This is a genomic window from Streptosporangium amethystogenes (assembly GCF_000721075.1).
GTDB classification, from domain to species: Bacteria; Actinomycetota; Actinomycetes; order Streptosporangiales; family Streptosporangiaceae; genus Streptosporangium; species Streptosporangium amethystogenes.
Window position 1 is genome coordinate 102536 of record NZ_JOEQ01000019.1, and the last position, 26721, is coordinate 129256.

A 26721-nucleotide genomic window follows, 5' to 3' on the forward strand; every position below is an offset into this window, starting at 1 on the left:
CGGCCGGCATAGAGGGGCCGGGTCGCGCCAGTTTCCGGCCGCGAGTTCCGAGGCGGACCGGTAGCGTTTCTCCCGGACCGACCGCAGCACCCGAAGGGCACCCCGTGAACATCCCCGATATCGAATTCACGCGGATTCGGTCACTCGGCCCTGGCGGGCAACGCGACGGGTACGAGCAGTTCATCTGCCAACAGGTGGCACAGGAGCCGCCCACGGCTGACGCCAAGTTCGTCTCACTGCATGGAGCTGGCGGCGACGGCGGCGTCGAGTGCTACTGGACGCTGCCCGGCGGCACCGAGCACGGCTGGCAGGCCAAGTACTGGACTACCCACGCCGACGTCGACAAGGCACAGCTCGATAAGTCCGTCAAGGCTGCCCTGGACCAGCATCCGAATCTGACCAAGTACGCGATTGCCATCCCTGCTGACCCGACCGGTCCCACCGGAGGCCGCGGCAAGTCGCTCCTGGAGAAGATCAATGACCCGGGAGGCTGGCTCGAGGGCTGGAAATCCATGGCCACCGCGCGCGGCATGACGGTGGAGTTCGAGTTCGAGTGGGCGACGAGCATCGTTACCCGACTCGAACGCCTTGACACCACCGGCATCCAGCGCCGGTACTGGTTCGACGCCGACCTCCTCCCCGCCCAGTGGTGGAAAGATCGGCTGCAGGAGGCGATTGACGCCGCCCGGCCCCGGTACATGCCCGAGTTGAACGTCGAGGTGCCCGCCGCCAGGTCCATCGCAGCGCTCTGCTCTGACGACGAGTGGTGGGCGGTCGTCAGCAACCAGATCGATGAAGTCAACGACTCCGCCCGCCGCGTACGCAACGCTAAGCACGAAGTACCCACCGCAGACCTGAACATAGCCCTCGACGCCGCCACCAAGGTCACTGACGCGTTAGCCGCTTGGCACACCTCGCGCACGACCACTGGACTCGACGACCTCGCTCAAGCGCTCGACGAGGCCTCGAAAATCGTCAGCGACCAAGAAGCTGTCGAAGTCGCAGCGATGGACGCCACGTACCCCGACGACAACTGGGACACCCGGAGCTGGCGGCAGTTCCAGGCCGAGTACCAGGTGTCGTTCCCCGCGGCAGCCGTCGACGCCCTGCGCGAACTCGGCGAAAAGCTCACTGACGCCACCGGACTCCTCATCAGCCCCGTCGGTCGGCTCGCCGCCGCCCGGGTCGCACTCATGACTGGTGCCGCCGGCATCGGGAAGACTTACCTCGCCATCGACGCGGTCGTCCGGCGCCTCGGCCAGGGCCGCCCCAGCGTCATGATGCACGGCCGCTGGTTCACCGACCGCGACCCGCTGACCCACCTGCGCGACGTGCTCAAGATGCCGTCCGACCTCACCAGCGAGGAAGCCATCGCGCTCCTCGACGAGAGCGCCCGCGTCGCAGGCGTCCCGGCCCTCCTCATCATCGACGCGCTCAATGACACCCGCCCACGGTTCACGTGGCGCGACAACCTCGAACGGCTTATCACCACCGTCGGCCGGTACCCGAACGTCCAGCTCCTCCTCACCGCACGCACGCACTACGTCGGCCAGGTCCTCCCACCCGGGCTCACCTTGCCACGGTTCGAGCACACCGGGTTCGAAGGGGTCGAGTTCGAAGCGGTCAGCGAGTACGCCGCGTTCTACGGCCTCGAACCGCCGACGTCGCCGCCCATCCACGGCGAATTCGACAACCCGCTGTACCTGCGCCTGGTCTGCGAAGCGCTCAAGAACAACACCCGGCTGTCCCTCGACCAGGCCACCATGGGCCTTGACGAGCTAACCCGGATGGTCCTCGACAATGCAAACAACATCGTCAGCGACCGGATCGATGCCTCACCGTCCGACCGCCTCGTCCACCAGGCCATGCATGCCCTCGCCTCAGCCATCGCCGACGGCGGCGGCGACCCGTTGCTGACTCGTGCCCAGGCTCAAGCCCAGCTGGCACCGATCTGGTCCGACCGGAGTGCCGAGAAGTCACTCCTCGACGCGCTCATCGCCCAAGGGCTCGTCGAAGAGGATGTCGTCCCCGATGGCAGCCCCCACGGCGCAGACATCATCGCCATCACGTTCGAACGCATCGGACACCACCTCATCGTCTCCGACGCCCTCTCCGACGTCATCGACGCCGCCGGCATCGCGGCCGAGCTCGGCGGCCGTCTTGGCAGGGTCATCGGCCTCGGTGGCACGACCGACCTCGGCCTTCTCGAAGCAACATCCGTCGTGGTCGCGGAACGGTTCGGGCTCGAGCTCACCGAGTTCCGCACTGAAATCGATGACGACGACGCCATCGCCGTAGCCGTTGTCGCCGGAACCGGATGGCGCAATAGCATCTCAATCACCGATGCCACCCGCGACATCGTTGTCGACGCGCTCCGCCAGGCCGACGTGTGCTCCGACGCGCTGACGATGCTGTTCCGTCTCACCGCCCGCCCCAACCACCCTCTGAACGCCGACTGCCTCCACGAGTTCCTCACCGGCCTGAACATGGGTGCCCGCGACTCGTTTCTGCCCGGCTGGTTCCACATCACCCACGGCACCAGCGGAGCAGTCGACCGGCTCATCCGGTGGGCCAGGGAGAAGCCGCTGGACCACGTTGGTGAACAAACCACCCGCCTGTGGGCGACCGCGCTCCTGTGGGCCACCAGCGCCAGCGACCGCCGCGTCCGGGAACCGGCAACCATCGCCGCCGCCCGTCTCCTGACCCGCCACCCGGGCCAGGCGGCCGGGCTGCTGGACCGGTTCACCGTGGTCGACGACGAGTGGGTCGTCGAACGAGCCTGCGAGGCCGCGTACGCGGCCCTTCTTGTGAGGGGCACCCAAGACGACTGGGCTGCCGCGGCCGAGGTGGTGTGGAAAACCATCTTCTCCGTGCCGTCGATCGTCACCCCGAACGCCGCTGTGCGTGACGCCGCTCGCAGCATCCTCGAAGCCGCCAACAACCGCGGAGTCCTCCCCGCTGGCGTCACCGTCGACCAGTTCCGGCCGCCCTACACCAGCGACTGGCCCATCACCTGGCCCACCGACACAGACATCGTCAAATACAAAACCAGCAGCTACCCGAAGCTGGTCCGCTCGGCCACCGGCGACGACTTCTTCATCTACCAGCTTAGCCCCGAACTCCGAGACCGCCACGGCATCGACCTCCCCTCCGCCGCACGGTGGGTCGTCACCGAAGTCATCCGCCTCGGGTACCAGCCCCGACTCCACGCGTCCTTCGACCGGTACGTCGTCGGCAAGTTTGGCATTGGCCGGTCTAAGCCCGCATGGATTGAACGCATCGGCAAGAAGTATCAGTGGATAGCGCTCAACCGCCTCATCGGCATCGTCTCCGACCACGCCCCTAAAATCCCTAACAGCTGGGACCCGCCGGCGCCCGTCGTCCCGGGCCCGCACACCAACATCTCCCGGCAGGTCGACCCGACTGTTATCGAGTTCGCCCTCGCTGACCAGACCCCACGCCCATGGGTACCCGCCTACGACTGGGCGTCTATGGTCGCGAAAACCGACGCCAAGTGGATCGTCAACGACACCGACCTCCCGGATATCGCAGTCAAAGAAGCCGTCTTTGAAGGCCGTCCCCACATCGTCCTGTCTGGTACCTATGCCTGGAACAACGGCTCCGACACCACGGAGCGCACCCGGGGCATTTGGACCCACCTCTACACCCATCTGGTCGCGACCCAAGACCTCGCTGCCGCTATCAGCGAACTCGAAGGGCGCGATCTCCTCAGCACGCCCATCGCCAACAATCCCGAGGTGCACCATGGGTACGTTGGCGAATTCCCCTATGGCCACCGCCACGGAGAGGACCTCCAGATGATGCGCCATGAATGGACCGAGCCGCTCACCGTCCCCACCCAGCCCGCGGCCTGGCGCCTCCTCGGCGAATACGGGTATGCCCCCGGGGACCAGAACACCATCTCCCTCTACATGCCCGCCCCCGAGTTTTTCGGACTCGCCCCCGGCGAGCTCCACTGGAACGGGCGCAACGGTTGGACCGACGACACGGGCCAGCTCGTCGCGACCGTTCGCCACGCGGTCAACGTTGGACAGAACGAACTCCTCGTCGACGCAGAGTGGCTCGAACGACGGCTCACCGCCGAGCAGAAGTCGCTCGTCTGGGTCGAGAACACCGGCAAGGACGTATACAGAGACTTCGGCGGTGGAGGCGGCCACCCGGGGAGACTGACCCGCTCCCAGGTGCGGTTTTGGACCCCCGGCGGAAGCATGCAGACCGCCGCACCCGGCTGGTACCGCGTCGCTGCCAGCACCCCCTGAACTGCGACCGGCGCGAACTCCAGAAGGCCGATGGCAGGGAACGGCCCACGCGCTCGGGGACAGCAGCGTCTTCCTGAATCACGCGATCAGCTTAGGCATCTGCCAGGACGAGCGAGCTCGGGTAGACATGATCACAACAAGGTCGGGGCTTCGGGGGATTCGGCGGCGGGGGCTTTACGAGCGCTGGGGGGAACCGGCAAGACGCCCGCTCTTTCGAGGTCGGCGACGGGAATGAGCGGGCTGTTGCAGATTTTCTCCAGTAGGTCGTTCTGGTCGGGTTCCAGCTCCACGCACAGCGTGAGTACGTGGAGGAGTTGCAACAGCTCTGTGGTGAACTCGGCGGGCCATTCTTCGCTGTGGATGTTGTCGAGGGGCGAGGACTTCCGGCCTGCCGGGTTCTTCTTGCGGTAGCCGAACCACTTCTTGACGATCTTCATTCCGGATACCTCATACGCCCACACCTCAGGGCGGACAGGTGAGATGCGGCCGACGCCGACGTGCAGGGTTGCAGTCTCGGGGTTGTAGGAGATGTCATCGGGCATCTCTTCAGTCGTTCCGGGGATAGCTACTTGTGACTTTGTACGGTGGGCTGGATCCGGCCTTGGGGGTCCTGCGGGACGGCCCTCGGCCGAGTCAGCGAAGCGCTCGCCGTAGGTGTGCAGCCAGATGACGCGTTTCCCTAGGTGTACGGCTCGGGTCCACAGCTCTGGGTCGGCTGTGAGCGGCACCCGCACGCCCGGCGTTCGAAGTTCCTGGGCGAAGCGAGTCGTGTAGCCGCCGTGAGCGGTCACCGCCGCGACGTACGCCAGCACGTCGGGCGCCGTGACGGACAGGCCGAGACAGTGAGACAGCAGGCGTGTCAGGCCGGGAGCGAGGTTGGACGAACCGGCAGCTCGATCGCGGTAGAGCGGAAGCACTCGCCCACCCCGGCCGTTGGTGTGGTCCATGTCCGGCACGTGGGCGGTGAAGACCAGACCGGGGCCACCCTCGATGGGATGTGCGTGCTGTTCAGACACGAATACCTGGGCGTCACTCGCCACTCTCCACAGATCGGGGCTGGGGCGGTGATGAACGCGATTGTCTGGGATCATCCATTGCCGATCAAAAGATCGGTAGCCGACGCGGACTGGCACAGGACATCGGCCAGTCTCATCCTTGATCGTCCCATTGTGAATAACGAAACCGGTGATCGGCCGTACGACGCTGTCGACCTTACGGGCGTCGCTCTCCTTGAACAGGATGGCTTTTTCGCTGGCAGGAGCTTTGATCAAGCGCTCCCAGCGTGTTCGTAGGGTGTCGGGACTCGGGTCGTACACCCAGGTCCGGTTGGGCTTGACGCCAGGAGCTTGCCAGGGCATCAGGTCTCCAAGCGCCGGGTAGCTACGCCAGTCTTCCCCTTGAACGGGCTGGAGTCGATCCGCCCAGCCGGTTGCGCAGTCGGCCCATCCGGGTCCGTCGACAACCAGTTCCGCCAGGCGCGCGAACTTCTGGGAGCGATGCCCCGCCAGGCTGATGTGATGGATCAGCGCGGGTGTCTCCCAATTGCCCGTGCCGTACCGGGCGAAGATTCCGATGCAGAGCGGCTGCTGAACGCCGGGGAAGACACGAGTCGACACGTCGGGTTGGTGTCCCTCCGGTGAGAGGTCGATGATCCATCCCTCATCGGCTGTCCGGCGGAGGTACTCGCGCATTCCAGCGAAGCCAGGGCCGGTGGTGTAGCCCGAGGTCGTGATGAACGCCACGATGCCGGCGGGCTGGTCCGGGTGGGCGTCGAAGACCTTCCACGTCGCCCACCGCCAGAAATAGACATACATGTTGGACAGCACATACTCATATCTGCCGAGCCCGGAGGCCTTGAAGTCGAGCAGTGGCGTGCCGATCCCGGAGTTTCCGGCGCCCTGCTCGATCCAGCCGCCCAACCCCTTGGCACGTTCCCGGTACGGAGGATTGCCGATGACGACTTGGACCCGTGTCTCGCGCTTGACCCGGTTGGCTTCGCGGCGAGACCGCACGATCGGCTCGTACATCGAACCCAGGTCAAGTTGCGTGTCATCAAAGGGGCTGTCCAGAGTGTCGGCGACGTAGAGCTTCTGGTCCTTCTCAGCGACCTCGGCTCCATGCTCTGTTTTGAGGGCCTGATTCAGCCGGAGTTCGGCGACGGCGTAGGGGCCGGCCTGTCGCTCTAGTCCGATCAGGCGTCCGAAGAGCTTCTTCAGCTGGGCGGGAACCGCGCCCTTGCCCTCCTCCTTCTCCACAGTCCGAGCCACGCTGTTGACGATGTTGAGCAGGTAGGTTCCTGTGCCCATCGCCGGATCCACGGCCACGACGTCGTCTGCTGCGAAGCCGCCGTCCCGCCTGAACCGGTTGCGTAGGATGTCATCGACGAAGCGGACCATGAACGAGACGACCTCGTTCGGTGTGTAGTACGAGCCGCTTTCCTTACGAAGGTCGGAGTCGTAAGCCTCAAGGAAGTGCTCATACAGGTGAAGGTAGGAGTCCGCCGAACCGTCGCTGATCCGGTCCCAGTCCACCGCTCCGATGACCCGCTTGAGCGTCTCGGCGACGACGCTGCGGCCCTCCACCGCGTCATGGGTCAGTACGGCTAGTGCCTTCCCCATGAGCGAGTGGTTCTTGCCGAGGTGCGCGGCGATCTGGCCGAGGCTGCGGCCCTCGAAGGCGATGCCGTCCACCCGCGCCAGCAACATGGCGAATGTCACCGTCTGTGCGTAGGCGTCAGCGAACTCTTCATGCGTGAGGCCGGGGAACAGCAGTTTGCGCCAGTCTGTGGTGAGCTCGGTGAAGATCTTTTGCTTCTCCTCGCCCCGCAGCTCACGGCCGATGGTTTCGAGGACCTCGGTGCGCAGCAGCTTGCACAATCCGGCTACAGCGCGAACGAGCTGGCGAATGTTGCGTGGAGGATTTGGCTTCCACAGAAGGAAATCGGAAACAACACGGGCGAACTCCCCATCGAAGGGAACGAGCTTGCTGCCTGCCGTACAGATGTCACCGTTCAGCCGGGCCACTTGCCCGATCAGCTCACCATCGCGATACAGCGCCCAGAGAGCGCCGTCGGTATAGAGGACGTTCGGCAGCAGGCGCAACTTCTCCCATTGCGTCTTCTCGTGTTTGTTTGGGGTCCAGGTCGTCGGCACGCCGCGTCCAGGAGCTTTGAGCTCGACGTAGCCCACCCGGGCACCGGCCACGTCCACGGCATAGTCCGGGCGTACGCCGAGTGCGGCGAGAGACATCTCACCGATCATGGCAACGTCGACACCGAGGGCTGCGGCTATGTCCTCGAACAACCGCTCTAACGGCGCACGGAGTTGATCCTCGGGTTGCCCGCCGCCGTTCAACTTGATGGCGGCGGATTTGCCGAAGCGCCTCACCGCTTCAGCGGACTTGTCCAGCAGCGGCTTAGGGGGATTAGTCGCGGCCATGTACACCCGTTCGATGTGAAATTGTTGCGCCAGACCGGTCTCTTACGTATCGCGCGATCGGGCTTGACAGTTTCACACGTTCCAGACCCTATTTACGGAAATCGGCGACCTAAAAGCCGATCTATGCCGCACATGACCTGGAAGGCCGCCGCAGTCCAGTGGCAGGGCTTCGTTCTACCTTGCCCAACCCGACTAGCCACACAGCTTTATTCGGTATCATGTTCGATTGTCAGGCGGATCTTCGGGGCTCCGTCGCGAACAGGGTGGGTCTATGGACAACCTCAGTTACGTCATCACGCCGTACACCCATCCAGAGCGATGGACAGAGGATGAGAAGGCCCTTTTCGACCAAGGAAGGTGCTGTTGGGTCATTGCGAGCGGGTGCTGGCGAATCGAGCACTGTGGCGAGCCCAGTAAGGAAGGAGCGTCCTTCGGCTACTGCCCGGAGCACACTGATCGTCTTTTTGAGAACAACCACTCCAATGGCACCTCACCTGCCGATAACGTCATCCGGCCAGACTAGCCTTGCTGGGGCTCGCCTTACGTAGACGATCCCAGCCGCTCAGAGTGCAGCATGGTGATCGTTCGTGGTTTTTGGTCTGGCATATCGCGCCGTCACGAACGTTTCGCGGCGCTGCGGTTGCTTCCGATGGGCGATCGAGTCAAGAACGTCAAACCCTCGCCCTCCGCCATCAGATCACCGTTCTCGAATGGCAACTCAGCGTCGGCACAAGGATGGATGGGATTCGCCCTTGGCCGAGTCTTCCTCGCCGCCTGCCGACATCACAACTGCCCTGCAAGATCCTGCGCCGCCTGCGGCCCCTGAGGTGCCCAGCAGATTCCGGACAGTCGGCTACATAAGCTGACAGAAGTCTGGAAGAGGTAGGTACGTGACGAGGCGTCGCAGGCAGTTCTCGCCGGATTTCAGGGAAGAAGCCATCTGCGTGGTGTTGAAGGTGAACGGACGGTTGCGTCGGTGGCGCGCTCTATGAGTGGTGCGGTAAGGAAGTCATCGACCGTTATGACGAGCTCAAGGCCTTACGGGCTGAGGTCGAACGTCTGGGTGAGCTGGTCCAGCGCGCAGTGTCGGAGTTGAGGGCCCGCAAGTGTCACGCTATCGCCGCCACCATTGAGGCCGACCTCGGCGTCCATACGACCAGCTTTCGCGGTAGGCATCGCTGACCTGTGTTCGCTGTTCGGCTTGAGGCCGGTAATACCCCTTTTGGGGGCCATGGGGACTCCAGTCCCCGAGGTAAGGGCGCAGGTCGTCTGGGGCTGGATCCTTGTCGAAGCCCGCGTGGGCGAGACGAGATGGACCGCGGAGTGGATCCAGGCGGTCGGCGATTGCGTGTCCCCACTCGATCCAGGGTCGCAGGAGTTCGGCTTCCCCTGGCTCCTGGCAGCCAGCCGCGGCTTGGTCGAGAGCGGCGCAGAACTCTCGGATTTCGCTGGCCGCCCCCCAGGCATCCAAGGCATTGGCGAATGTCGTGTTGCGGTAGTCGTCAACTGCGCGGCTCCGGGCCTGCACCATCGCGGCCTCCCAGCGCGCCCGCTTCGCGGCTTCTTCTCGTTCTTCTTTGGCGAGCCACTCCTCGTATTCCTGTCTTCGGGCGAGGGCAGCCTGTTCCTCCGCTCCGGCGCGATGCTCGATCTCCTTGACGACCTCGCGTACTTTGCTTTCCACCAGCGAGCGCGAACTATCCGTCCACTGGTCGCGTCGACTATGCGGCGACTGGGGTAACTCCAGGCGAAGGCGTCCCGTTGGTACGGATTCGTATTGCACGGGGAGTCGCTGCCAGGCATAAGGCTTTCGGCGTTTTCCCTCGGGATCTGGCTCGCGGACCACCTGGTCCTGTTCCTCTTTGACGGCAACCGGGTACTGCCCCGTACCGACCTGCATGTACAGTCCGCGAGCTTTGCGTTTCTTGGACATCGCGAGTTTGTGGCCGCGTCGGCGGGCTTCTTCTGCAAGGGACTTGACCAGGTCGATGGCCCGGGGCATGAGTGCCTCGGAGACGGCCAGTACCTCGGAATGATCCCGAAGCAGCTTGACCAGCGCGTCGGCATCGGTGACCTTATCGCGTGCACTAAGGCGAATGCGGTTCCAGTCCGTCTCGTCCGGATGCGCGTCGTCGAAGAGCCGGATGATCAGATCGCCGCCATTTCGGCCGGTGTGCCACAGATGGAAACCTACGGGTACCAAGTTGTGTTGTTTGGCCGCGTGCATCGCCCGCCGGTAAGACGCGCGTGTCTCCTGGTCAGGGTTCTGGATCTCAAGGGTTCCCCCATTGTGTTGTAGGCGTTCGATCAACTCCTTGGCCAGGCCGAGGGGGCTTTGACCGGCGTCACGTGTTCTGGAGGCGCCTGGTGTACGGGCAACGATGGCACTGCTCGCTGTGCCTGGAGTTGGCCGGTCCGGGTGATGGCCATGCTCCAGATAGAAGCGGCCAGCCTCAGTGATCTCGGCCTGCCAGAATCCGTCCTTTCGCGGCGTGGTGACCAAGCCACGGTCACGAAGCGCGTACACCGTTATAGCCAGCTCCGGCGTCTTTGCGCTGACCGGTTCCTGCCCCTTCTCGATCCGCTGCAACACCGTCAACTGACGATCATTTAACTTGTCCCATCGCTGCACGTCATCAGATCACACCGCAATGTCACCGCAGGCAAGTGGTTTCAGGATTTGTGTCGCGTCGGCGAGCTTGTCGACCTTCTTGGCGTGAAGCATGCAGGGGGACTTGAAATGTTCGCCTATCCCCTGAGCAGGGTCGATGCCCCATGGACGGACGTCTCATGCTCGGAATGAGCGCGCAAGATGGCCACTTCCGGACTCAAATCGACAAAATCGGGTCTAAAGGCGCGGCATACGCTTATGCTGGCGAACCCCAGCAGCCGCCAGTCCGACTCACCAACGCTGGCGCACCCTGCAGCACATCACCACCACCCTCAGCAAGATCGGCAATACCGCCCGCGCCGCCCTCGTCCTCACCCAATCGAGCACGGCAGACTCATTTGAAAGTCACTGAGATCACCTCAATGAGTGGGAAAGCACTGCTTCGCTGGTGATCAACGCGATGGAAAGACCGGCCCTCGACCGCGCCGGAAATCTCCGGTGTCCCATAGCGCAGACCTCTACCACTCCAGCGAGCTTGCGTGTCTGCTCGCCGGTGAGTAGCGCGGCGCACCCCTCATGGGCCAGTACCTCACGCGCCGCGTATCCATCGCGGGACGCTATCGCTCGCTGAATCAGCGTGGCGGCGACACCCCTCACACCGGGATGCTCTACGCCCTCAGCGACGTCAAAAATGGACAAGCCCAGCCGCACGCTGAACACCGTCAGGCCAGGTGCGGGAACGAGCCGCTGGTAGCGGTCCACCAGTACGGCCAGGTCGTCATCGACCGGCTGGTAGGCAGCACGACGGGACAGCACGGTCAGGCACGCCGTCACCGTGTTTTCCCACGGCTCACCAGGAACGGTGTCCGCGAGCAGCGCCAAGGCGCCCTGAGCGTCGCCCGCGGTGCTGCTCGCGATGACCGCGACCTGGCGGCCGTCGAGCATCCGCTGGCCGACACCGTTGTGCTGCTGGAGATGCGCGAGCGCGTCCTGCCAGCGGCCCGCGCCGGTCAGGGCACGAGCCCCGTCGGCTAGCAAGACGCCCCACAACCACTGGCGAACCTCTCGGTGATCGTCGGTGTTCGAGGTGAGCGTTCCCGCTCGCACCGGTAGACCGTCGAGGACGGTGTCGGCGCGGGTGGTGACGGCCTTGTACAGGTCGGTGAGGAGCCGCAGAGCGCCGTCGCCGTCACCGTCGCGGATGCGCAGGCGAGCGAGGTTGACGAGGGGTTCCAGCGCACGGCGCGCGGCCTGCCCACTCAGAGGACAGGCATGCAGGTAGAGCTCGGCGTGACGGTGACACCAGGCCCGCGCGAGGTCCGGCAACCCGAGATCGGAGGCCAGCAGGGCGGCCTGGTTGAAGACGACGGAGGCCGACGATGGATCTTCGTCGCGCTCGGCCGCGTCGGCGAGGGCGCATAATTCGCTGACGCGGGCATCGAGCGGTGTACAGGCCGGGCGTGAGCGCGCGACGAGGGGAAACCGGCGCGCTACTGGTCCGGCCGGATCCATTGCGCTACTCCCAAATGACCGTTATGGGGTGGTGTGGCCGATCCAGGACGAACCGGCCCGAGTCGGGATCGGAGGTCTCGGGGTTATCGGGCATTTCGAAACGGACGGTACGGGTGCGGTACTCCGTACCCCAGATCCGGACCTGCTCGGCCACCAGTTCCGCGAGGTTCTGACCGGTGGGCCCATGGCCGATGACGCCGATCTCGTACAGTTTGCCGCCATCGGCCGGCGGGGGAGTGGCGGGGCGGATGGCGAGGTAGGCGAGGTCAGCGCCTCGGGTGGTGGCCATGGAGCCCCAGGGGAACATGGGGGTGACCTGGCCACGGTCCTTGACCGCGGGCTCGACGTTCATCCGCATCAGGGCGTTGTCGAGGCGCAGACACAGCCACAGTTCCATCCACTCCAGCAGCACTCCGGGAGGGAAGAGCACTTCGGTCCACCTCTCATGCCGTTCGGTGTCCAGTACCCCGGCCAGGGCGTGGCCGTCGACGGCCTGGTCCTTGTGGACCTGCAGGGTCACGTCCTCCTCGGGGGTGAGGGTGACGATGCGCCGTGCGTCGTCGCCGATTCCGCGCAGCGGCATGAAGACCGCCAGTTTGCTGCCCACGCTGTGCCAGCGGTCTTCGCCTCGCTCGAAGGCGATGGTGCGCGAGTTGGTTCCGCGCAGGCGAAGCGGCACAAGCAGGCGCCCGCCGGGGGCGAGCTGGTCCAGCCACGCGGTCGGTGTCTCGAACGCGCCGACGGTGGCGATGATCCGGTCATAGGGGGCGCGCTGAGGATGGCCGAGCGCGCCGTCACCGAGGATGACCTCGACGTTGTCGGCCCCTGCGGCGGCCAGGTGCTCGCGGGCGCCGTCCACCAGATCTTCGTCGATGTCGATCGTGACGATGTGGCCGCTCTCACCGACGATAGCGGCCATGATCGCCGCGTTGTAGCCGGTGCCTGCCCCGGCTTCCATGATTCGCTCGCCGGGGTTCGGGTCGAGCTGTTCGAGCATTCCGGCGACGATCCACGGCTGTGAGGCGGCGCTGATCTGAGTGCCATCCTCGGTCGTCTTGGTGTAAACGGGGTTGTCGGCGTACGCCTGGTCGAGCGGTACGCCGGGAAGGAACAGGTGCCGGGGGGTTCGCCGGAAGGCCGCCTCGACGGCGGGGGTACGAAGCACCTTCTGCTCGCGCAGCCGGTCGGTCAGTTCAGCGCGGAGCCGGTCGGCGGACAACGCGGGGTTATCGCTGAGAGTAGTCATTCGGTCGACCTTAGTTGTTTCGGAGGTGGTGGCAGATCGAGACGCGAGGTCCCGGTCTGTGGTGAACACGGTGTCCAACGCCAACGCGGCAAGGGCGGATTGGTCGGCTGCGGGGAGCCCGGCGCGGTTGGCGTGGAAGATGATGTGGTGGGCGAGGACAGCGCGCAGACCTCGCGTCAGCCGTCCATGGCGCGACAGGTCCGCCAGGGCTTGCCCGGCCTTCTCGAAGGCGGTGACCCACCCGTCGTAGCCCACGAGGGGACCGGCGTTCGCCGGATCGCACAGATCGCGGACGTTGACGGTCATGAGGCGGCGCATCGCCGCGGCCAGCCTGGCAGCCCGCTCGGGGGCGACGGTCCTGGGCTCGGCGGTGCGTAGCTCGGCGACCTTTTCCCAGACGTCGCCTTGCTCGTAGAGGTCCAGACCGGCGGCGCGCAGCATCGCGCTACACAGCAGGGCCGTGGTCTCACGCTGCCCCAGGACCGGACCGTCGTGGCGTGCGGCGCGGGTGAGCAGGTGGTGGCTGTCATGGTGGAACAGCTCGTGGGCGACGCTCATGGCCGCGGTCCCGCCGAACGCCGTTGTTTCGGGCTCGTAGATCCCGAGCGCCCAGCTGACGATCCGGCCGTCGGCGGCCAGTTTGTCCAGCAGGTCGGCGATGACGGTGGAAATGGGATCATCGGGCAGGTAGCGCAGCCGCCAGGGGTGCTTGCGGACGAACCACCAGCCGTGCAGGAGACCGGCGCCCTGGGCTGCGGTCAGCGTCGGGCGCAGATCCCAGATGGCGACGTGTTCGGCCGTGGCACGGTCGGGGACCTCGATGTTGTACTGGCGCCAGTCGATAGTGAGCATCAGGTGGGGCGTCCTCACAAGGTAGGTCGGTCGCGGGCGGTCAGGCGATGAGCAGGCAGGCATCCCAGCCGGTTCGGGGCAGGGTCGCGGTGCTGGGGGCAAGGGCGGCCAAGGCGACGCCGGCGGCGCCGTCGAGAAAAGCCGGATCGCGTCCAACGTCACCCAGGAGAGCGGCGGCGGTGTGTTCGGGATCGCCGGCGGCGGGCTGGACGGCGTCCAGCAGGTCAGGGACGAGGGCATGCAGCCGGGCCGCGGCGTCCGGGGTGGCCTCAGAGGCCGAGATGGTGGCGACATGGGCGAGCCCGGCGTAGCCGTGGCACAGCGAAGTGTCGGTGATCGCCGCGCGATGGAGAGGGTTGGTCAGAGCGTGGATCAAGGCGTCCTCCGCTATGTGTCGGCGGTCGGTATCTCCGATGGCCAGGGCGGCGAGCTGCTGGGCGCGTGCCAGGCCGACCGTGCCGTAGCACCATGCGGGACGTTGCGGGCCGTCGAGGTCGCGATGTCCGGCGCGTAGCTGAGAGCGGTTGACCCAGTACGGCCACAGCGGGCCGGCGCCGGTGTCGGTGCGCCACCGATCCAGCCACGCGCAGATCCGGCCGATGGCGTCACGGTGGCCGGGCACGGTGACGCCGCGCTGGGCGGCGAGCGCCAGCAGGGCCAGCGGGCCGCCGATCCCGTGGGCCACCCCGCAGTTGCCGTGCCCCCCGGCGAACCGGACGCTGTCGCGCCCGGAGGGGCCCGAGGCGCTCCACCAGCCCGGCAGTGTCTCCCCATTGATCTTCAGGGGCTTGGTCAGGCGCACCAGGTACTCCAAAACGGCGCGGACCGCTTCGCCGCCGGGGTCGCGGCGCAGCAGGTAGGAGCAGACGCCAGTCAGGCCTCGGATCACGTCGAACTCGGCCAGTGCGGGCAGGCGCCCCGCGGTGATGCGGGCCTGCGCGAAACCAGCCCGGCGCCGGACATCAGCGGTGATCACCCTGTCGAGGCCTTCCAGGGCCTTCTCGTAGGAGCCGGGCCGGGCGGCGGCCGCGCAGGCGAGAACGTGAGCGATAGCCGGAGCACCATGAAACAGGTGGCTGTCGGCTCCGGCGGTGAGCGGAACTCGGGTGGCGTAGGTGAGCCAGTCGTGGGCGCGCTGCCACGGTGCGAGGCCTACGGCGGCGCGTTCGATGTGCAGCAGGGCGATGCCCGGCGCCCCGTGGGCCAGCGACTGGCGCCACCACGGCTGAGCGGTCGACGGCCCGGCAACGGCATCGGGACGCGCCAACTGGTTAGCGACCGCTTCGGCGAACGCGGCGGCGGGGTGGTCATCGGTCACGAGCGGCCACCGCAGGTGCGAGCACGCCAGGCCAGGGCCGCGGCGCGGGCGAGGTACATGCCCACGGCCTCGTCGTCGAAGTCGATGCCGCAGGCGCGTACGAAGTGGATGTGCATCAGGGAGCCGAGGACGTCGTCGACGTCGATGCCCACGGCGTCGGGGCCGGCCAGGTGGGTACGGTAGGCGGCCAGGGTCTCGTCTCGGGGCTTCCAGGCGGCGACGATCGCGGCGCCGCCCGGGGCCGCGCGCAGCGCCGCCCAGTCGTCGCGGGGGTCGGCGATTTGGACGGCCTCGGTGAACACCGGCCGCGCGACCCGGCCCGGTGCGGTGGCGGGAATGTGGTCGATCAGCCACTGCATGCCCGTGGCGACACTGCCGGTGAACGCCACGGCGATCGCGACGTTATGGGCGGTCACCAGCGCTTGGTGGTGGGGGCGGACCGGCTGGCCAAGTTGGACGAGCAGGGCGCGCGAGTCGGCGCCGAACACCGCCTCGGCCGCGCCCATCGCCGGGCCGGATCCCCAGCGGCCGGTCTCGGGGTAGGAGGTGGGGTAGGTCACCTCGCGTAGCAGACCGGCCCGATGCAGTTCCTCGGCCCAGATACTTACCGTACGCACGGCCAGGCCGAATCCTGTTGGGTCGGGCAAGGCGATGCGCAGACGCAGATGATGGTCAGGGTCGCGGTAGCGGATGTACCACCAGGCCGGTCGGCCGAGCCGGTCGAGCAGGATGGGCAGGTGCTCGGTGAGAACAATGTCTTGGCGGTGGATGTCCCCATACAGGCTGGCCAGCAGCACACGGGAAGTAGCAGGCATCTGACCTTGGGTGCGGCCGACGATCCGTGCCCGGGTGGGTGTCGGCAAGCGCGGCCACGGCGGCGGTTCGACGGCCATCAGCGTCACGATCACCTCATGAGGGCGTCCCTCGCACCAACCGGCGTCTTCGGGGGCTGAGACCTCGGTCAGCACGGCGTGCGACGAGGTGTTCAGGTGCGCGCGCAGCAGCGCCCGGTGCCCGGCCACGTCCAGGTTCAGAGGCAGCAGCCGGTCCCCCTCGGTCAGGCGCACCAGACTCGGCACCCGACGCCGCACCCGCCAGGCGGTCAGGGCCTCATCCCATACCGTCCACGGTTGCGAGCGAGTGGGCAGCTCGGCCGCCTTCAGTCGCCACCTCGCCGGGGACAAGATCGTGCGACCGAAGCGTAACCTCGGCAAAAACGGCAGACGTGCGGCGGCCCCCCAATCAAACATCGCCACCTGGGCGCATTGGGCACGGCTGAGTTCGGTCAGGAAGCGGGCGAGTGGCGGTGTGTGGGTCTGCAGGTTCAGCGCGTGCATTCCCGCGGCTTCCAGCCGCTGTCCGAGCGCGGGCGCGGCCAGGTACATCCGGCGGCCGTCGCAGCCCACCGCGAGATCCTCGGCAGTCAGTGTCCCCTCGTCGGCGGTGCGGTGCTCAGCCAAGCTGATCACGGTCGGCAGGGTCTGTGGAGCTCGGGTCACGTGTGTGGTTGCCGGGTCCAGCGGCGGGAAGGACAGCTGCGCCGCCATGGTGTCGGGGTCGCCGCCCGGCAGGTCCGCCAGCTCAGCGGCCAACTCTTTCCGGTCCCGCGGGTGAAGGACGCTCAGGAACCGGCCGGTCACTACCCCCGCGGCTCGTGAGAGAGTCATGATCTCCAGGCGGAAGTCGCCGCGCTGCAAAGCCTGCTGGTCGGTGGCATGAATGCGTACCCCCAGCTCCAGGTGCGACGGTGGCCGCAGCCGTTGGGAACCCAGCTCCAGGGCCGCGATCAGCTGTTCGTCCAAGACCACCTCGGCGCGGCCGTCGAGTGCCGCGTCTTGAGCCAGCGCCAGCAGCACCTCGTCGCGGCTCGACATCGGCGAGCGCTGCGCGGGTGTCACCGTGCCCGGGTATCCATCAGGCCAGCCGATACCGCTGTCGCTGACGACGTCCAGCAGCGGCACCATCGACCCGATGCCGAACCGTTCGTAGAACCGCTGGTGGTAGGCCCTCCAAGCGGGTGTGCCGTAGGGGTAGGCGCTCAGACGTACCAGGGTCAGCGCGGCACGCTCTGCTTCACGGGCGACCTCTTCGGGGAGGACAGCCTGCGCATCCAGCCGCAGATCCACCGCCAGCGGGTGTTGCCTGGTCCGGGCGAGGCGGCGCATCCGCGCGGTCGCGTCCGTGCGAACTACGCGGCCCTCGCTCGCAGGCGCCTGGTTGTGACGCTCAAGGAGTGCATGGACCTCTTTTAGCTCGACGGCCAGGTCGGCGACCAGTGCCACCGTCGCGACCCCAGCCGCCTCCAGTCGCTCCACCAGGTGGCCCAAGGCATCGGGTTCGGTGCTGGGCGCATGCAAGCTGGTGATCAATGCGCCACGAGTGACCAGCTCGATGAGCATCGCCGAGATCTTCGCCGACGCGGCCGCCGGGAATTCTGCCTGGATCTTCGCTTCCAGGTCCTCCATGCGGATTGGTGCGCGGGCCGCGTCGATCGCGGCGCGCACCGCGGCGGTGTGGCGCAGCGAGATCTCCACCGCCCCTGTTCCCCGCGGCTGATAGGGCACGATCAGACGGTTTCCGCGCACCATCAGCGTGGTGTTGGCCACCACCGGCAGCCGGGCCATAAGGCCGGGGCATCCCTCCAGTTGTGCGACGACGTCGGCCAGCCATTCCGCCCCCGCTCGGGCAACGGCGTGATGCCGGGTACCCCAGCTCAGTTGCGCGGTGGCCCCGAAGGACGCCGGGGCCACCCCGGCGAACAAGCCGAACGGCGTCGCTCGCCCCACCATGCGCTGCAGGTAGCGGGCCACGGACAGCACCGCGCGCCACGTCTCGCGGACGGCGGGCTCCTCGGCCGCGCAAAGGGTTCGCACCTGCGCGGCGAGCACGGGGCTGGCGTGGTCCAGGGCTTCGGCGAGGCCGTCGACCGCCCACACCTGCCGGAGCCAGTGCGCCCAGGAAGCGACGCGCTCGGGCGCGGGATCGGTCAGGTCAGGCCACGGCGGCAGATCTGGCCAGGAGTGGGCGCTGGCACGGATGAGGGCCGTGCCGGCAGATCGGAACCCCGGACGAACGTGGGAGGGCATGCATACCTCCGTGATGTCGCGGTGATCAAGGGATGGCCGGCGCCGCTGCGGGAGGGCCCATGCAACGGCACCGGCCTGAGATCAGGCGTGCGCCCGATCAGGGGGCGTTGGTAACGCAGGCACCGCAGGTGCTGGTGCAACCGTCGTCGGTCATGTTGATCAGACCGGCCGAGTCCGCTACCTCCAGTGTGCGGACGTCCAGGTCGAAGAGGTCCGACCCGGCCGGCTCCTCAACCTGCAACTCCAGTACTGTCGCGGTCATCCGAAATCTCCTTTCTGCTCGATTGCGGAGCTTGGATTGGCCCCGCCCTGAGTTCCGTACGAGAGCGGATGCCTGGCGATATGCACAGCCAGCATCCGCGTTCGCTGGTTACGTGCTGCTGACGCAGCTGCTGCCGCACGTGGACCCGCACCCGCCGTCTGTGGTCGAGATCAGACTGTTGATCTGACCGCTGCTCTCCACGACACGGATGTCCAGGTCGAAGAGGTCCGAGTCGGCCGTCTCCTCGACCCGCGACTCCAGCGTCATCGTGCTGACGCTCATCAAAGGCTCCTTCCGATTTAACGGTTGATTGGAAGTGCTCCGTATTGCATGCCTTCCACTTGGAGTTGTCAAGAGTTTTCTTTTCGGCGCTTTTTGGCATGGCGCTATTTTCGGCTACCTTCTCAAATGCCGGGCAGCCAAAAAAAGCAATCGACGATGACATAATGCCTGACTGCGGGCACGCTTAACGTCAGGCTGCTTGCTGAACATTTATTGCAAGGGTTACAGAATGAGACTTTCGGGTTTACGGAAAGTCGAATTGATTAAAGGTAACCCTACCCGCGAAAGCGGCATGCAGGTATCGCGGCCGAACCCTATTCGATCCTGCGGCTCCGGCCGATGGACGTCTATGTATTCGCTGACATCCTGCTAGGGATCAGTGGCTCTTCATGTTGAGGACCATTGAGTCATACAGCGGCGCCTCGTCCCAAGGTCGCGACTCCCCAACCTTCTTGTATCCCCATGACTCGTACGCCAATTGGGCCGGTCTCGCTTCTGGCTCGGGTCGCATCGTCAACGTAACCCGCTCGACCTCCAGACCTTCTATCAGAGCGGTGTGAAGCTTTTTGGCAATGCCGCGCCGCCGCCACGGGTTTCGGACAGCCAGTTCTATGATGACGAAGGTTCGGTCCCCGGTTTCCCGCGTGAACTCCTCCGGTACCGGTCGAAGCAGCCCTCGCCACCATTGGGTGTCCGGCGGCAACAGGTATCCGAAAGTGAAACCGATGACTTCCATATCCTCATACGCGATCGCAAGCCGGAAGCCCGGACGTTCGACCTGACGCTGGAAGCGCTCGATGAACTCTGCGACATCCCGTGGTCCCTCCAGGTACGGAGGCTCGGCGTATACCTCTTCGTACGCTGAAAGGATCGCGTCCAGCTGCGCCACCGCCCCGCTGCCGTCCCATCGCTGGATGGTCACCTGATCAGTCATATCGCCCTCTCTGTTAGGTGATTCGATAAGACCTCTACCGAACCGGCTGTTGTTCGACTGTCGGTCTTCGCGAGAAGGTTGCGGACCTCCCTCAGCCGCCGGATCACACGCCCGGATTCGACTTCTTCCAGATGAGGCAGAGAAGCAACCGCTTCAGAAGCGGCCTCGTCAGCCTCTCCAGCCAGCACCAGGCTACGGGCCAGAGTGATCCGATAAAGAGCAGCATTACGGGTATAGGTGCGCTCTTGATGGGCCAGAGCAGCGCGCAGAAACGGAACAGCCGCGTTATGGTGCCCGGTTTCTGCGTAGATCAAGCCCTGCGTGTAACCAAGTTCGGCCTGTCCATGGAAGGCTGCCCATGACGGTGCCGGCCGCTCTCGGTCGGAACGTTCAATCACGCGCATCGCACAAGCGAGTTCCCGTCGCGCACCGCTGTTGTCTCGCATTTTCGCAAGAGCGCGAGCTTCACGTGCGACGATCATCGATACCAAAATTGGCGACTGCATAGCCTCAGCGCGCAGCCGGGCCGCGCGGGCTAGGTCATAGCCGTCCCGAGGCCGGTCTTCGTGAATGGCTTGCATACTGAGGCTGGCAAACACCATAACCTCAAGGCTTGGATCACGCAGCATGGTGGCGGTGGTCAATGCCTCGCCCCAGAACCGGCGAGCCTCATCTTGCTGGTCGGCATCATAATGCAACCAACCACAATGCTCCGCTGTTTCTCCTGCCAGAAGCTGGAGTTGTCGGCCGACACTGGCGGGGTAGCTTCCGGTGTTGATCACACGACGAATCCGTTGCAGATGCCGTACGGCAAGAGATCGCACATCACCCCCGCCATAGGCATCGTCGAGAGCATAGAGCGAACGCAAAACCTCGCGCAGCTCAGCGATATGGGTGGTACCTACAGAGTCGGAACCGGACAGGCTAATACTCGCGGCAGCGCCGAGGGTATCGGCCAGGAACATTCTACGGTCCAGGCCAAACGTGTTTTCGGATGTCCGCTCGATGTATTCCGTTCTACTCGGAGGCGGCGACGGAAAACCCAGTTCAGTAGGACTCATGCCGAACATCGCGTGCAGCACCCGCCATGCTCGGGGACGAGGAAGGGGCGGATTCGGTTTGCGCCAACGACGTAATTGTCGCTCAGTCAAATTAGCCTCCTCCCCCATCAACTGCGCTGACCTCGCGTATTCCGCAAGGAACGCGGCCGCTTGTCCCCAGCCACGCAGTCTGCACTCGCGATCGAACGCCGTCCACTGCTCGGTCATGTCCGCCTCGGGGTAGTCACCGTTCCTCACGGTAGCGCAGGACTTTTCCAGCGAAAGTCCGCCGAGAGAAGGAAAAGTCCGGTGAAAGGTCCTCCTTCGCGTCCGGTCTGGTGGCCCGCCCGCACAGTTGCATGGAGGGGAGGGCAAGCAAAGGCAAGGAGAACACGATGACCAGCCCGGAAAGTTCCATGATGAGTGAAGCCCTCAGACCATACGTTGAGCTGCCCGGTTCGCCTCCTACATCCGCTGGCGTGTATGACACGCTGCGGGGTGGCAAGGACAATTTCGGGGGCGACCGCGCTACGGCCGAGCAGCTCACCGAGATCATTCCTGAACTGCCCGAGCTGGCCCGCGCCAACCGACAGTTCCTCATCGAGAGCGTTGAGACCCTCGCCCGCATGGAGATGCGATGGTTTCTCGACCTGGGGTCGGGCCTGCCTTCGAACAGTCCCGCCAAGGATGATCTGCATCGGGTGGCCCAGCGGATCGTGCCTGGCGCCCGGTTCGTGTATGTGGACAACAACCCGAACGTCGCAGCCCACGGCCGGGCGCTGCTCGCGACGAACGACCTGGTGCGCATCGTCGAGGCCGATGTCCGAAACACCACCACGTTGCTGCAGCACCCGGACATAGAGGCACTGCGGTCCGGTGGTAAGCCGGGTGCGGTCATCGCCGGCGCGCTGTTGCACTTCATGCCCGACGACGAGCCGCGACGGATCCTGACCACGCTGCGGGAGTGGATGCCCGAGGGTAGCCACCTGGTGCTCTCACACGCCTGCCCTGGTGCCATGAGCAAAGAGGATCTGGAGAAGGCGACCGCCGCCTACGTGGCTGCGGACGCGCAGATCTACCCGCGCCCGATGGAGGAGATCGTCGGGTTGTTCGACGGGTTCGAGGCGCTGGAGCCGGGAGTGGTGCCGCTGGAGCCCCACAGGCCTCGCCGGACAAATGCGCCCGTGACGCAGAGCGGGCACTTCGTCGGGGGTATCGCCGTGCTACGGAACCGATGATGCACAGCGATGGCATCCCCGGCCGGCCGCGAGCGTCGCCCCCCTTCACACGCTATCTATCGACCTCACGACGAAACCGGCGGTGATCAACGTGATGGACCAGCCCGGCGACGAGATCATTCTGCGTACCCTCGGCAAGACGGTGGAGGGCAGAAGATTCCAGGCGACCCTCACCACGCGATCACATCTGTCTCTCGTCGTCGTCAGGCGCGACAACGCCGCCTTCGGAGGACGGATCACCGTGAGACCCCGGCAGGGTAAGCCGTGGCTGTGGTGGATCTGGGGAGCGCCCATCGCCCCCGCCAGTGAGATCGAGGCCGCCGCCGCGCATATCGCACGAGCTCTGACGCGCCCGATCGTTCCCCTTCGATCTCACCCCACGGCTTCGCTCAGCCCTCTCATGAGAGCTAAGTTCCCCCCTCCTCGCTGAGCGGCAGTCGGCCGCCCACCCATCTGACATTTCCTTTTACGATTCGGAGCGGTCCTTGCGTTCCCCCCAACGGACACTTTCGGTAATTGCCCTGTTGCTTACTGTCGCTATATCGGCCTGTGGCGTCACGGATCCCTCCAAGGACGTCGCAGAGTCTCCGCTGACCAAGATCAAGGTCGGTGCGTTGCCGGTCCCGGACGCCTCCACCGCTCACATCGCCAGAAATCGCGGTTACTTCCGCGCCGAAGGGCTCGACGTCAGCATCGCGCCCATCCAAGGTGCCGGTCCCGCCCTGGAAAGCCTCATCGGTGGCAGCTTCGACGTCATCCAGGGCAACTACGTCACGGTCATCCAAGCCGCTGACGCCGGGCGGAAACTCACCGTGATCGCCGACAACTACCAGGCCGCACCCGGCACGTTCGTCGTCATGGTCCCCAAGAACTCCGCCATCAAGAGCATGGCGGACCTGAAGGGCAAAACCATCGGGGTCGCGACGCTGCGCAGCATCGGGACGCTAACGGTCACGGTGGCTCTGCGGCAGGTCGGCCTGACCGCGAATGACGTGACCTTCAAGGAGTTCCCGCTCCCTGAGATGAAGACGCATCTTCTGGCGGGCAGGGTCGATGCCGCATGGGTCACCGAGCCCTACAGCACGCAGATCGGCTACTCCGGCGGCACACAGATCGGGGACATGACCGCGGCCGGCGGCCCTCTGGATATCTTCCCCATCGCCGGGTGGGTCGTCTCCTCAGAGTGGGCAGCCCGGAACCCGGACCTCGCCGCGAGGTTCCAGCGCGCCATCGTGCGGGCTCAGCATGACGCCGCCGGTGACCGCAACGCCGTCGAGGAGATCTTGCCGACCTACACCAAGATCGACTCCGCGACCGCCGCCGTCATCGCCCTGGGCACCTGGCCCGTCACGTGCGACAAGAACCGCCTGCAGCGCGTCGCCGACACCATGCACGAGATCGGCTACCTGACCAAACCGTTCAACGTGGACCAGCTGCTGACGACGCCGACGCCAACCTCAACGCCGAAAGGGTAACCGCACCCATGAGCCAGGCCAGCCTGCCCCAGCGCGTTCGCACCACTCCACCACCCGGCACCGACCATGTGAGCGCCCGGCAGCAGGAAAACATCCAGGACATCATCGACGGCATCGCGCTCTTCGGCGCGCTGAACGCCTTCTGCGAGCTTGGCGTCGCCGACGCCCTGGACGCGACCGACGAGAAAATCCTTCCGGTCCACGAGGTCGCCGAGCGGTGCGGCGCCATCCCGGACCTGCTGGAGCGGATCCTGCTCCCGATGGTCGCCGCGGGCGTCGTCACCCTGACCCCCGGGGGCGTCAGCTTGACCGACCTGGGGGCCGCATTGCGACGCGATGTCCCGGGCTCCATGCGGCACGCGGTGACCTGGGCCGCCACTCCCGTCAGCTGGAGCGCCGTGCCCCAGCTGGGTGAGGTCGTTCGCACCGGCCGGCCCGTCCTTCCCGGCGGCAAGCACTCGCTGTATGCGTACCTGGAAGGCCACCCGAAGCAGAGGGAGATGTTCGGCGAGTTCATGTCCTCCCGCTCCCACCCGGTCGCGAGAGCACTCGCCGATCAGGACTTCTCCAACGTGCGGACCATCGTGGACGTGGGTGGCGGCACCGGCATGATGCTCGCGACCGTCCTGGAGGCCCACCCGCACCTGAACGGAGTTCTGCAGGAGCTGCCGTCGGTCGCCGAACGAGCCGAGGCGGCCATGGCCGCTCGCGGGATGGCCGACCGCTGGCAGGTGTTGGCAGGCGATGCCTTCGAAGGCGTCCCCTGCCTCGACGCGGCGCCCGGGAGCGGGGTGTACCTGCTGGGCAGCATCCTGCACAACTGGGGTGATGAGGACGCGCTGCGGCTCTTGGCGCGGGTCCGTACCGCCATGGTCATGTCGCAGCGCCCGACCGCGCTGTGGTGCATCGACAAGCTGACGCTCAACGCCCTCCTGGACGTCACCATGATGAAGTTCTTCCCCGGCGGACAGGAGCGCACCAGCAGCCAGTACACCGAGCTGTTGACCAAGGCCGGGTTCGTGCCACGGCGCAACAAGCCTCTGGCCGGCGGTCTGAACCTGGTGGTAGCGACGCTCAAGTGAAGCTCGGCAACGTCAGCGCGTGCGTACGGACCCCACACCGTACGCACGCGCTGACGTTGCCGATCAGCCCTGGCGCACCGAACCTTTCAACCTGCCCCCTACAGGAACCCCCGTGATTCGACTTAAGCGCGTGAACGATGTCATCAAATTGGTTCACATCACTCCCGACGAGCTCGACCGGCTCGTCGGCGATAACGACGACCTATTTAGTTTGCTCGTCGCGGCCGAGGCCGTCTTGACCTCTCCGCTGCAGGGCCGCGCCACCGCAGTCACCGATGCGCCCATGCAGCGGGTCCGGCTAGAGACGGCTTACGGGCACGTCCTGCTTTCGGATCGGGCCACAGTGGATGATGGGGTGCTGATCCTCGACCGTGCCGCACGCGAGGCCGCGCAGCATGGGCTCGCGCACCAACTGCGCAGCATCGAGGGCATCCAGGGGGAAATCCGCCTCCCTCTGCCACGGTGACCAGGGAGCAACCGAGTGAGCGTCAAGCAGCAGGTCATCACCGACGAGCAGTGGCAGCACGCCCACACCATCTGGGACTACCACCAGATGCACCACGACCTGAGCCGGTGTGACGTGGCCATCGGCCTGGGCAGCCACGATCTGGGGGTGGCCCGCGCGGCAGTCGACTTGCACCGCGCCGGTTGGTTCCCGCTGCTCGTCTTCTCCGGTGCCACCAGCCCCACTACGGCGGCGCGCTTCCCCCGAGGCGAGGCCGTCCACTACCGCGAGCACGCGCTCGACCTCGGCATGTCCGACGAGGCGATTCTGCTGGAGCCGAACGCCACCAACACCGGCCAGAACATCGCACTGTCCCGCCAGGTGCTGGCCGATGCGGGTATTCGGCCCGGTTCGGTGCTCCTGATCTCCAAGCCGTACATGGAGCGCCGGGCCTACGCCACGGCACGAAGGGTATGGCCCGAGGTCGAGGTGGTGTGCGCCTCCGAGCCGCTTGAGCTGGATGACTACGTCAGCTCGATCGGTGATCCGAAGTTGGTCATCGACATGCTCGTCGGCGACCTCCAGCGCGTGATCGAGTACCCCAAGCTCGGCTACGCCATCGAGCAGCCCGTCCCAGGAGAGGTTCATGACGCCTACAAGGCTCTTCTCCGCGCCGGATTCGACAGCAGGCTCCTTACGCCCTGACCTGCCGTACGGCGAGGTGTGCGCTATCCACCAGCCCAATCTCTTCCCCCGGCTGGTGACGCTGGCCAAGCTGTTCGCCGCCGACTACTGGATCGTCCTGGACGACGTGCAGTTCGCACGCAGGGACTACCAGCACCGTGCGCGCCTCGCCTCGCTCGACGGCTCGTGGCAGCCGCAATGGCTCTCCATTTCCACCCATCTGCCATACGGCCGCTCCACCTCCATCCGCGGAGCGCGTCTGGCCGATCCCGCCCGCTGCCGGCGCCGGGTCGCTCAGCTCCTCGCCGACCACTACCGGCACAGTGCCTACTGGCCGTCGTTCAAGAGGGGGCTCGAACCCGTACTCGCCGCGTTCGAGAGTACGGATCGACTGGCGGACGTGACGGAGCTGTCCACGCGCCTGCTGCTGGAGGAGGTCGGGTGGCGGGGGCGGATCCTGCACAGCAGCGATCTGCTCGCACCCGGTGAACGCTCGCAACGCCTGGCCGACCTGGCCTGGCTGACAGGCGCCACGACCTACCTGTGCGGGACCGGGGGCATGCGATACCTGGACCCGGCCGCTTTCCGGGTCCACTCGATCGAGGTCCTCCCGTTCCAGGCCCGCGGATCGGGCATCTGGGCATCCGCCCGGGAGGCGAGCGCGGTACACGCCCTGATGCTCGTCGGGTCGGGCGCTCTGAGGCGGGAACTGGAGGCCCTGCGCGGACGAGTTCTTGAGGACGATCCCCGATCTGGTGCCTAGCCCTGCTGGGCTTTGGAGATCGGTTCGCACTCCTCGCCATGCCGGGCTCATGGCACTCCGGTTCCTCGGCAAGAATCCCGACAGCCCCGACGGTGACTCGCCAACCGTCTAGGAGGACGGCGACGACTACATCCTGCAGGGCTTCACCTGCCTGACTCTCGTTGCTCGCGCTTT

17 protein-coding genes are annotated in these 26721 nt (G+C 65.8%); 7 read left to right on the plus strand and 10 right to left on the minus strand.

The window, feature by feature from the left end; translation table 11 throughout:
* The first annotated feature begins 104 nt into the window (after positions 1-104).
* Positions 105-4280 (plus strand): NACHT domain-containing protein, encoded by a 4176-nt coding sequence (locus IG98_RS0125785; RefSeq protein ID WP_030917270.1) that lies wholly within the window; start codon positions 105-107, stop codon positions 4278-4280.
* 131 nt (positions 4281-4411) lie between these two features.
* On the opposite strand, the gene IG98_RS0125790 is transcribed toward IG98_RS0125785, so the two are convergent.
* From IG98_RS0125790 to IG98_RS49045, 10 genes are all read right to left on the minus strand, one after another.
* Positions 4412-7717, minus strand: a complete 3306-nt coding sequence (locus tag IG98_RS0125790) for a type ISP restriction/modification enzyme (RefSeq protein WP_063766285.1) — start codon at positions 7715-7717, stop codon at positions 4412-4414.
* 1114 nt (positions 7718-8831) lie between these two features.
* Positions 8832-10349 (minus strand): hypothetical protein, encoded by a 1518-nt coding sequence (locus tag IG98_RS50815; protein ID WP_157594515.1) that lies wholly within the window; start codon positions 10347-10349, stop codon positions 8832-8834.
* 393 nt (positions 10350-10742) lie between these two features.
* Positions 10743-11840: a hypothetical protein gene (locus tag IG98_RS0125820; RefSeq protein WP_030917288.1), complete on the minus strand. Its 1098-nt coding sequence runs from the start codon at positions 11838-11840 to the stop codon at positions 10743-10745.
* A gap of 4 nt (positions 11841-11844) precedes the next feature.
* Positions 11845-13938 (minus strand): methyltransferase, FxLD system, encoded by a 2094-nt coding sequence (gene fxlM / locus IG98_RS0125825; protein WP_030917292.1) that lies wholly within the window; start codon positions 13936-13938, stop codon positions 11845-11847.
* A 40-nt stretch (positions 13939-13978) separates the two neighbouring features.
* On the minus strand, positions 13979-15256 hold the full coding sequence (locus IG98_RS0125830; RefSeq protein ID WP_030917295.1) for a lanthionine synthetase C family protein: 1278 nt from the start codon (positions 15254-15256) through the stop codon (positions 13979-13981).
* Positions 15253-18342, minus strand: coding sequence for a lantibiotic dehydratase (locus IG98_RS0125835; RefSeq protein ID WP_084195646.1), 3090 nt, complete (start codon positions 18340-18342; stop codon positions 15253-15255). Before IG98_RS0125835 ends, IG98_RS0125830 begins: the two co-directional genes overlap by 4 nt.
* 97 nt (positions 18343-18439) lie before the next feature.
* Entirely contained in the window at positions 18440-18604 is a 165-nt protein-coding gene (locus tag IG98_RS49035) for an FxLD family lanthipeptide (RefSeq protein ID WP_084195647.1), read from the minus strand.
* 108 nt (positions 18605-18712) lie between these two features.
* Positions 18713-18886 carry an FxLD family lanthipeptide gene (locus IG98_RS49040; protein ID WP_084195648.1) on the minus strand — a complete coding sequence of 58 codons (174 nt, stop codon included), beginning with the start codon at positions 18884-18886 and terminating at the stop codon, positions 18713-18715.
* Between the two features lie 376 nt (positions 18887-19262).
* Positions 19263-19808, minus strand: coding sequence for a GNAT family N-acetyltransferase (locus IG98_RS0125850; RefSeq protein ID WP_211264099.1), 546 nt, complete (start codon positions 19806-19808; stop codon positions 19263-19265).
* Between the two features lie 8 nt (positions 19809-19816).
* The gene (locus IG98_RS49045) at positions 19817-21088 is read right to left on the minus strand and encodes an NsdA family TPR-like regulatory protein (protein ID WP_084195655.1); all 1272 of its coding nucleotides are present in this window, start codon (positions 21086-21088) and stop codon (positions 19817-19819) included.
* Between the two features lie 167 nt (positions 21089-21255).
* On the opposite strand from IG98_RS49045, the gene IG98_RS0125855 reads away from it, so the two are divergent.
* From IG98_RS0125855 to IG98_RS0125885, 6 genes are all read left to right on the plus strand, one after another.
* Positions 21256-22098, plus strand: a complete 843-nt coding sequence (locus IG98_RS0125855) for an SAM-dependent methyltransferase (protein WP_169750177.1) — start codon at positions 21256-21258, stop codon at positions 22096-22098.
* A gap of 485 nt (positions 22099-22583) precedes the next feature.
* A complete protein-coding gene (locus tag IG98_RS0125865) occupies positions 22584-23573 on the plus strand; it encodes an ABC transporter substrate-binding protein (protein WP_084195650.1) in 990 nt (329 codons plus the stop codon).
* An 8-nt stretch (positions 23574-23581) separates the two neighbouring features.
* Positions 23582-24655: a methyltransferase gene (locus tag IG98_RS0125870; RefSeq protein WP_030917313.1), complete on the plus strand. Its 1074-nt coding sequence runs from the start codon at positions 23582-23584 to the stop codon at positions 24653-24655.
* Between the two features lie 130 nt (positions 24656-24785).
* A complete protein-coding gene (locus IG98_RS52635; RefSeq protein WP_211264100.1) occupies positions 24786-25121 on the plus strand; it encodes a hypothetical protein in 336 nt (111 codons plus the stop codon).
* A 15-nt stretch (positions 25122-25136) separates the two neighbouring features.
* Positions 25137-25805, plus strand: coding sequence for a YdcF family protein (locus IG98_RS0125880; protein WP_030917319.1), 669 nt, complete (start codon positions 25137-25139; stop codon positions 25803-25805).
* Positions 25747-26547, plus strand: coding sequence for a WbqC family protein (locus IG98_RS0125885; RefSeq protein WP_084195651.1), 801 nt, complete (start codon positions 25747-25749; stop codon positions 26545-26547). Before IG98_RS0125880 ends, IG98_RS0125885 begins: the two co-directional genes overlap by 59 nt.
* Positions 26548-26721 lie beyond the last annotated feature (174 nt).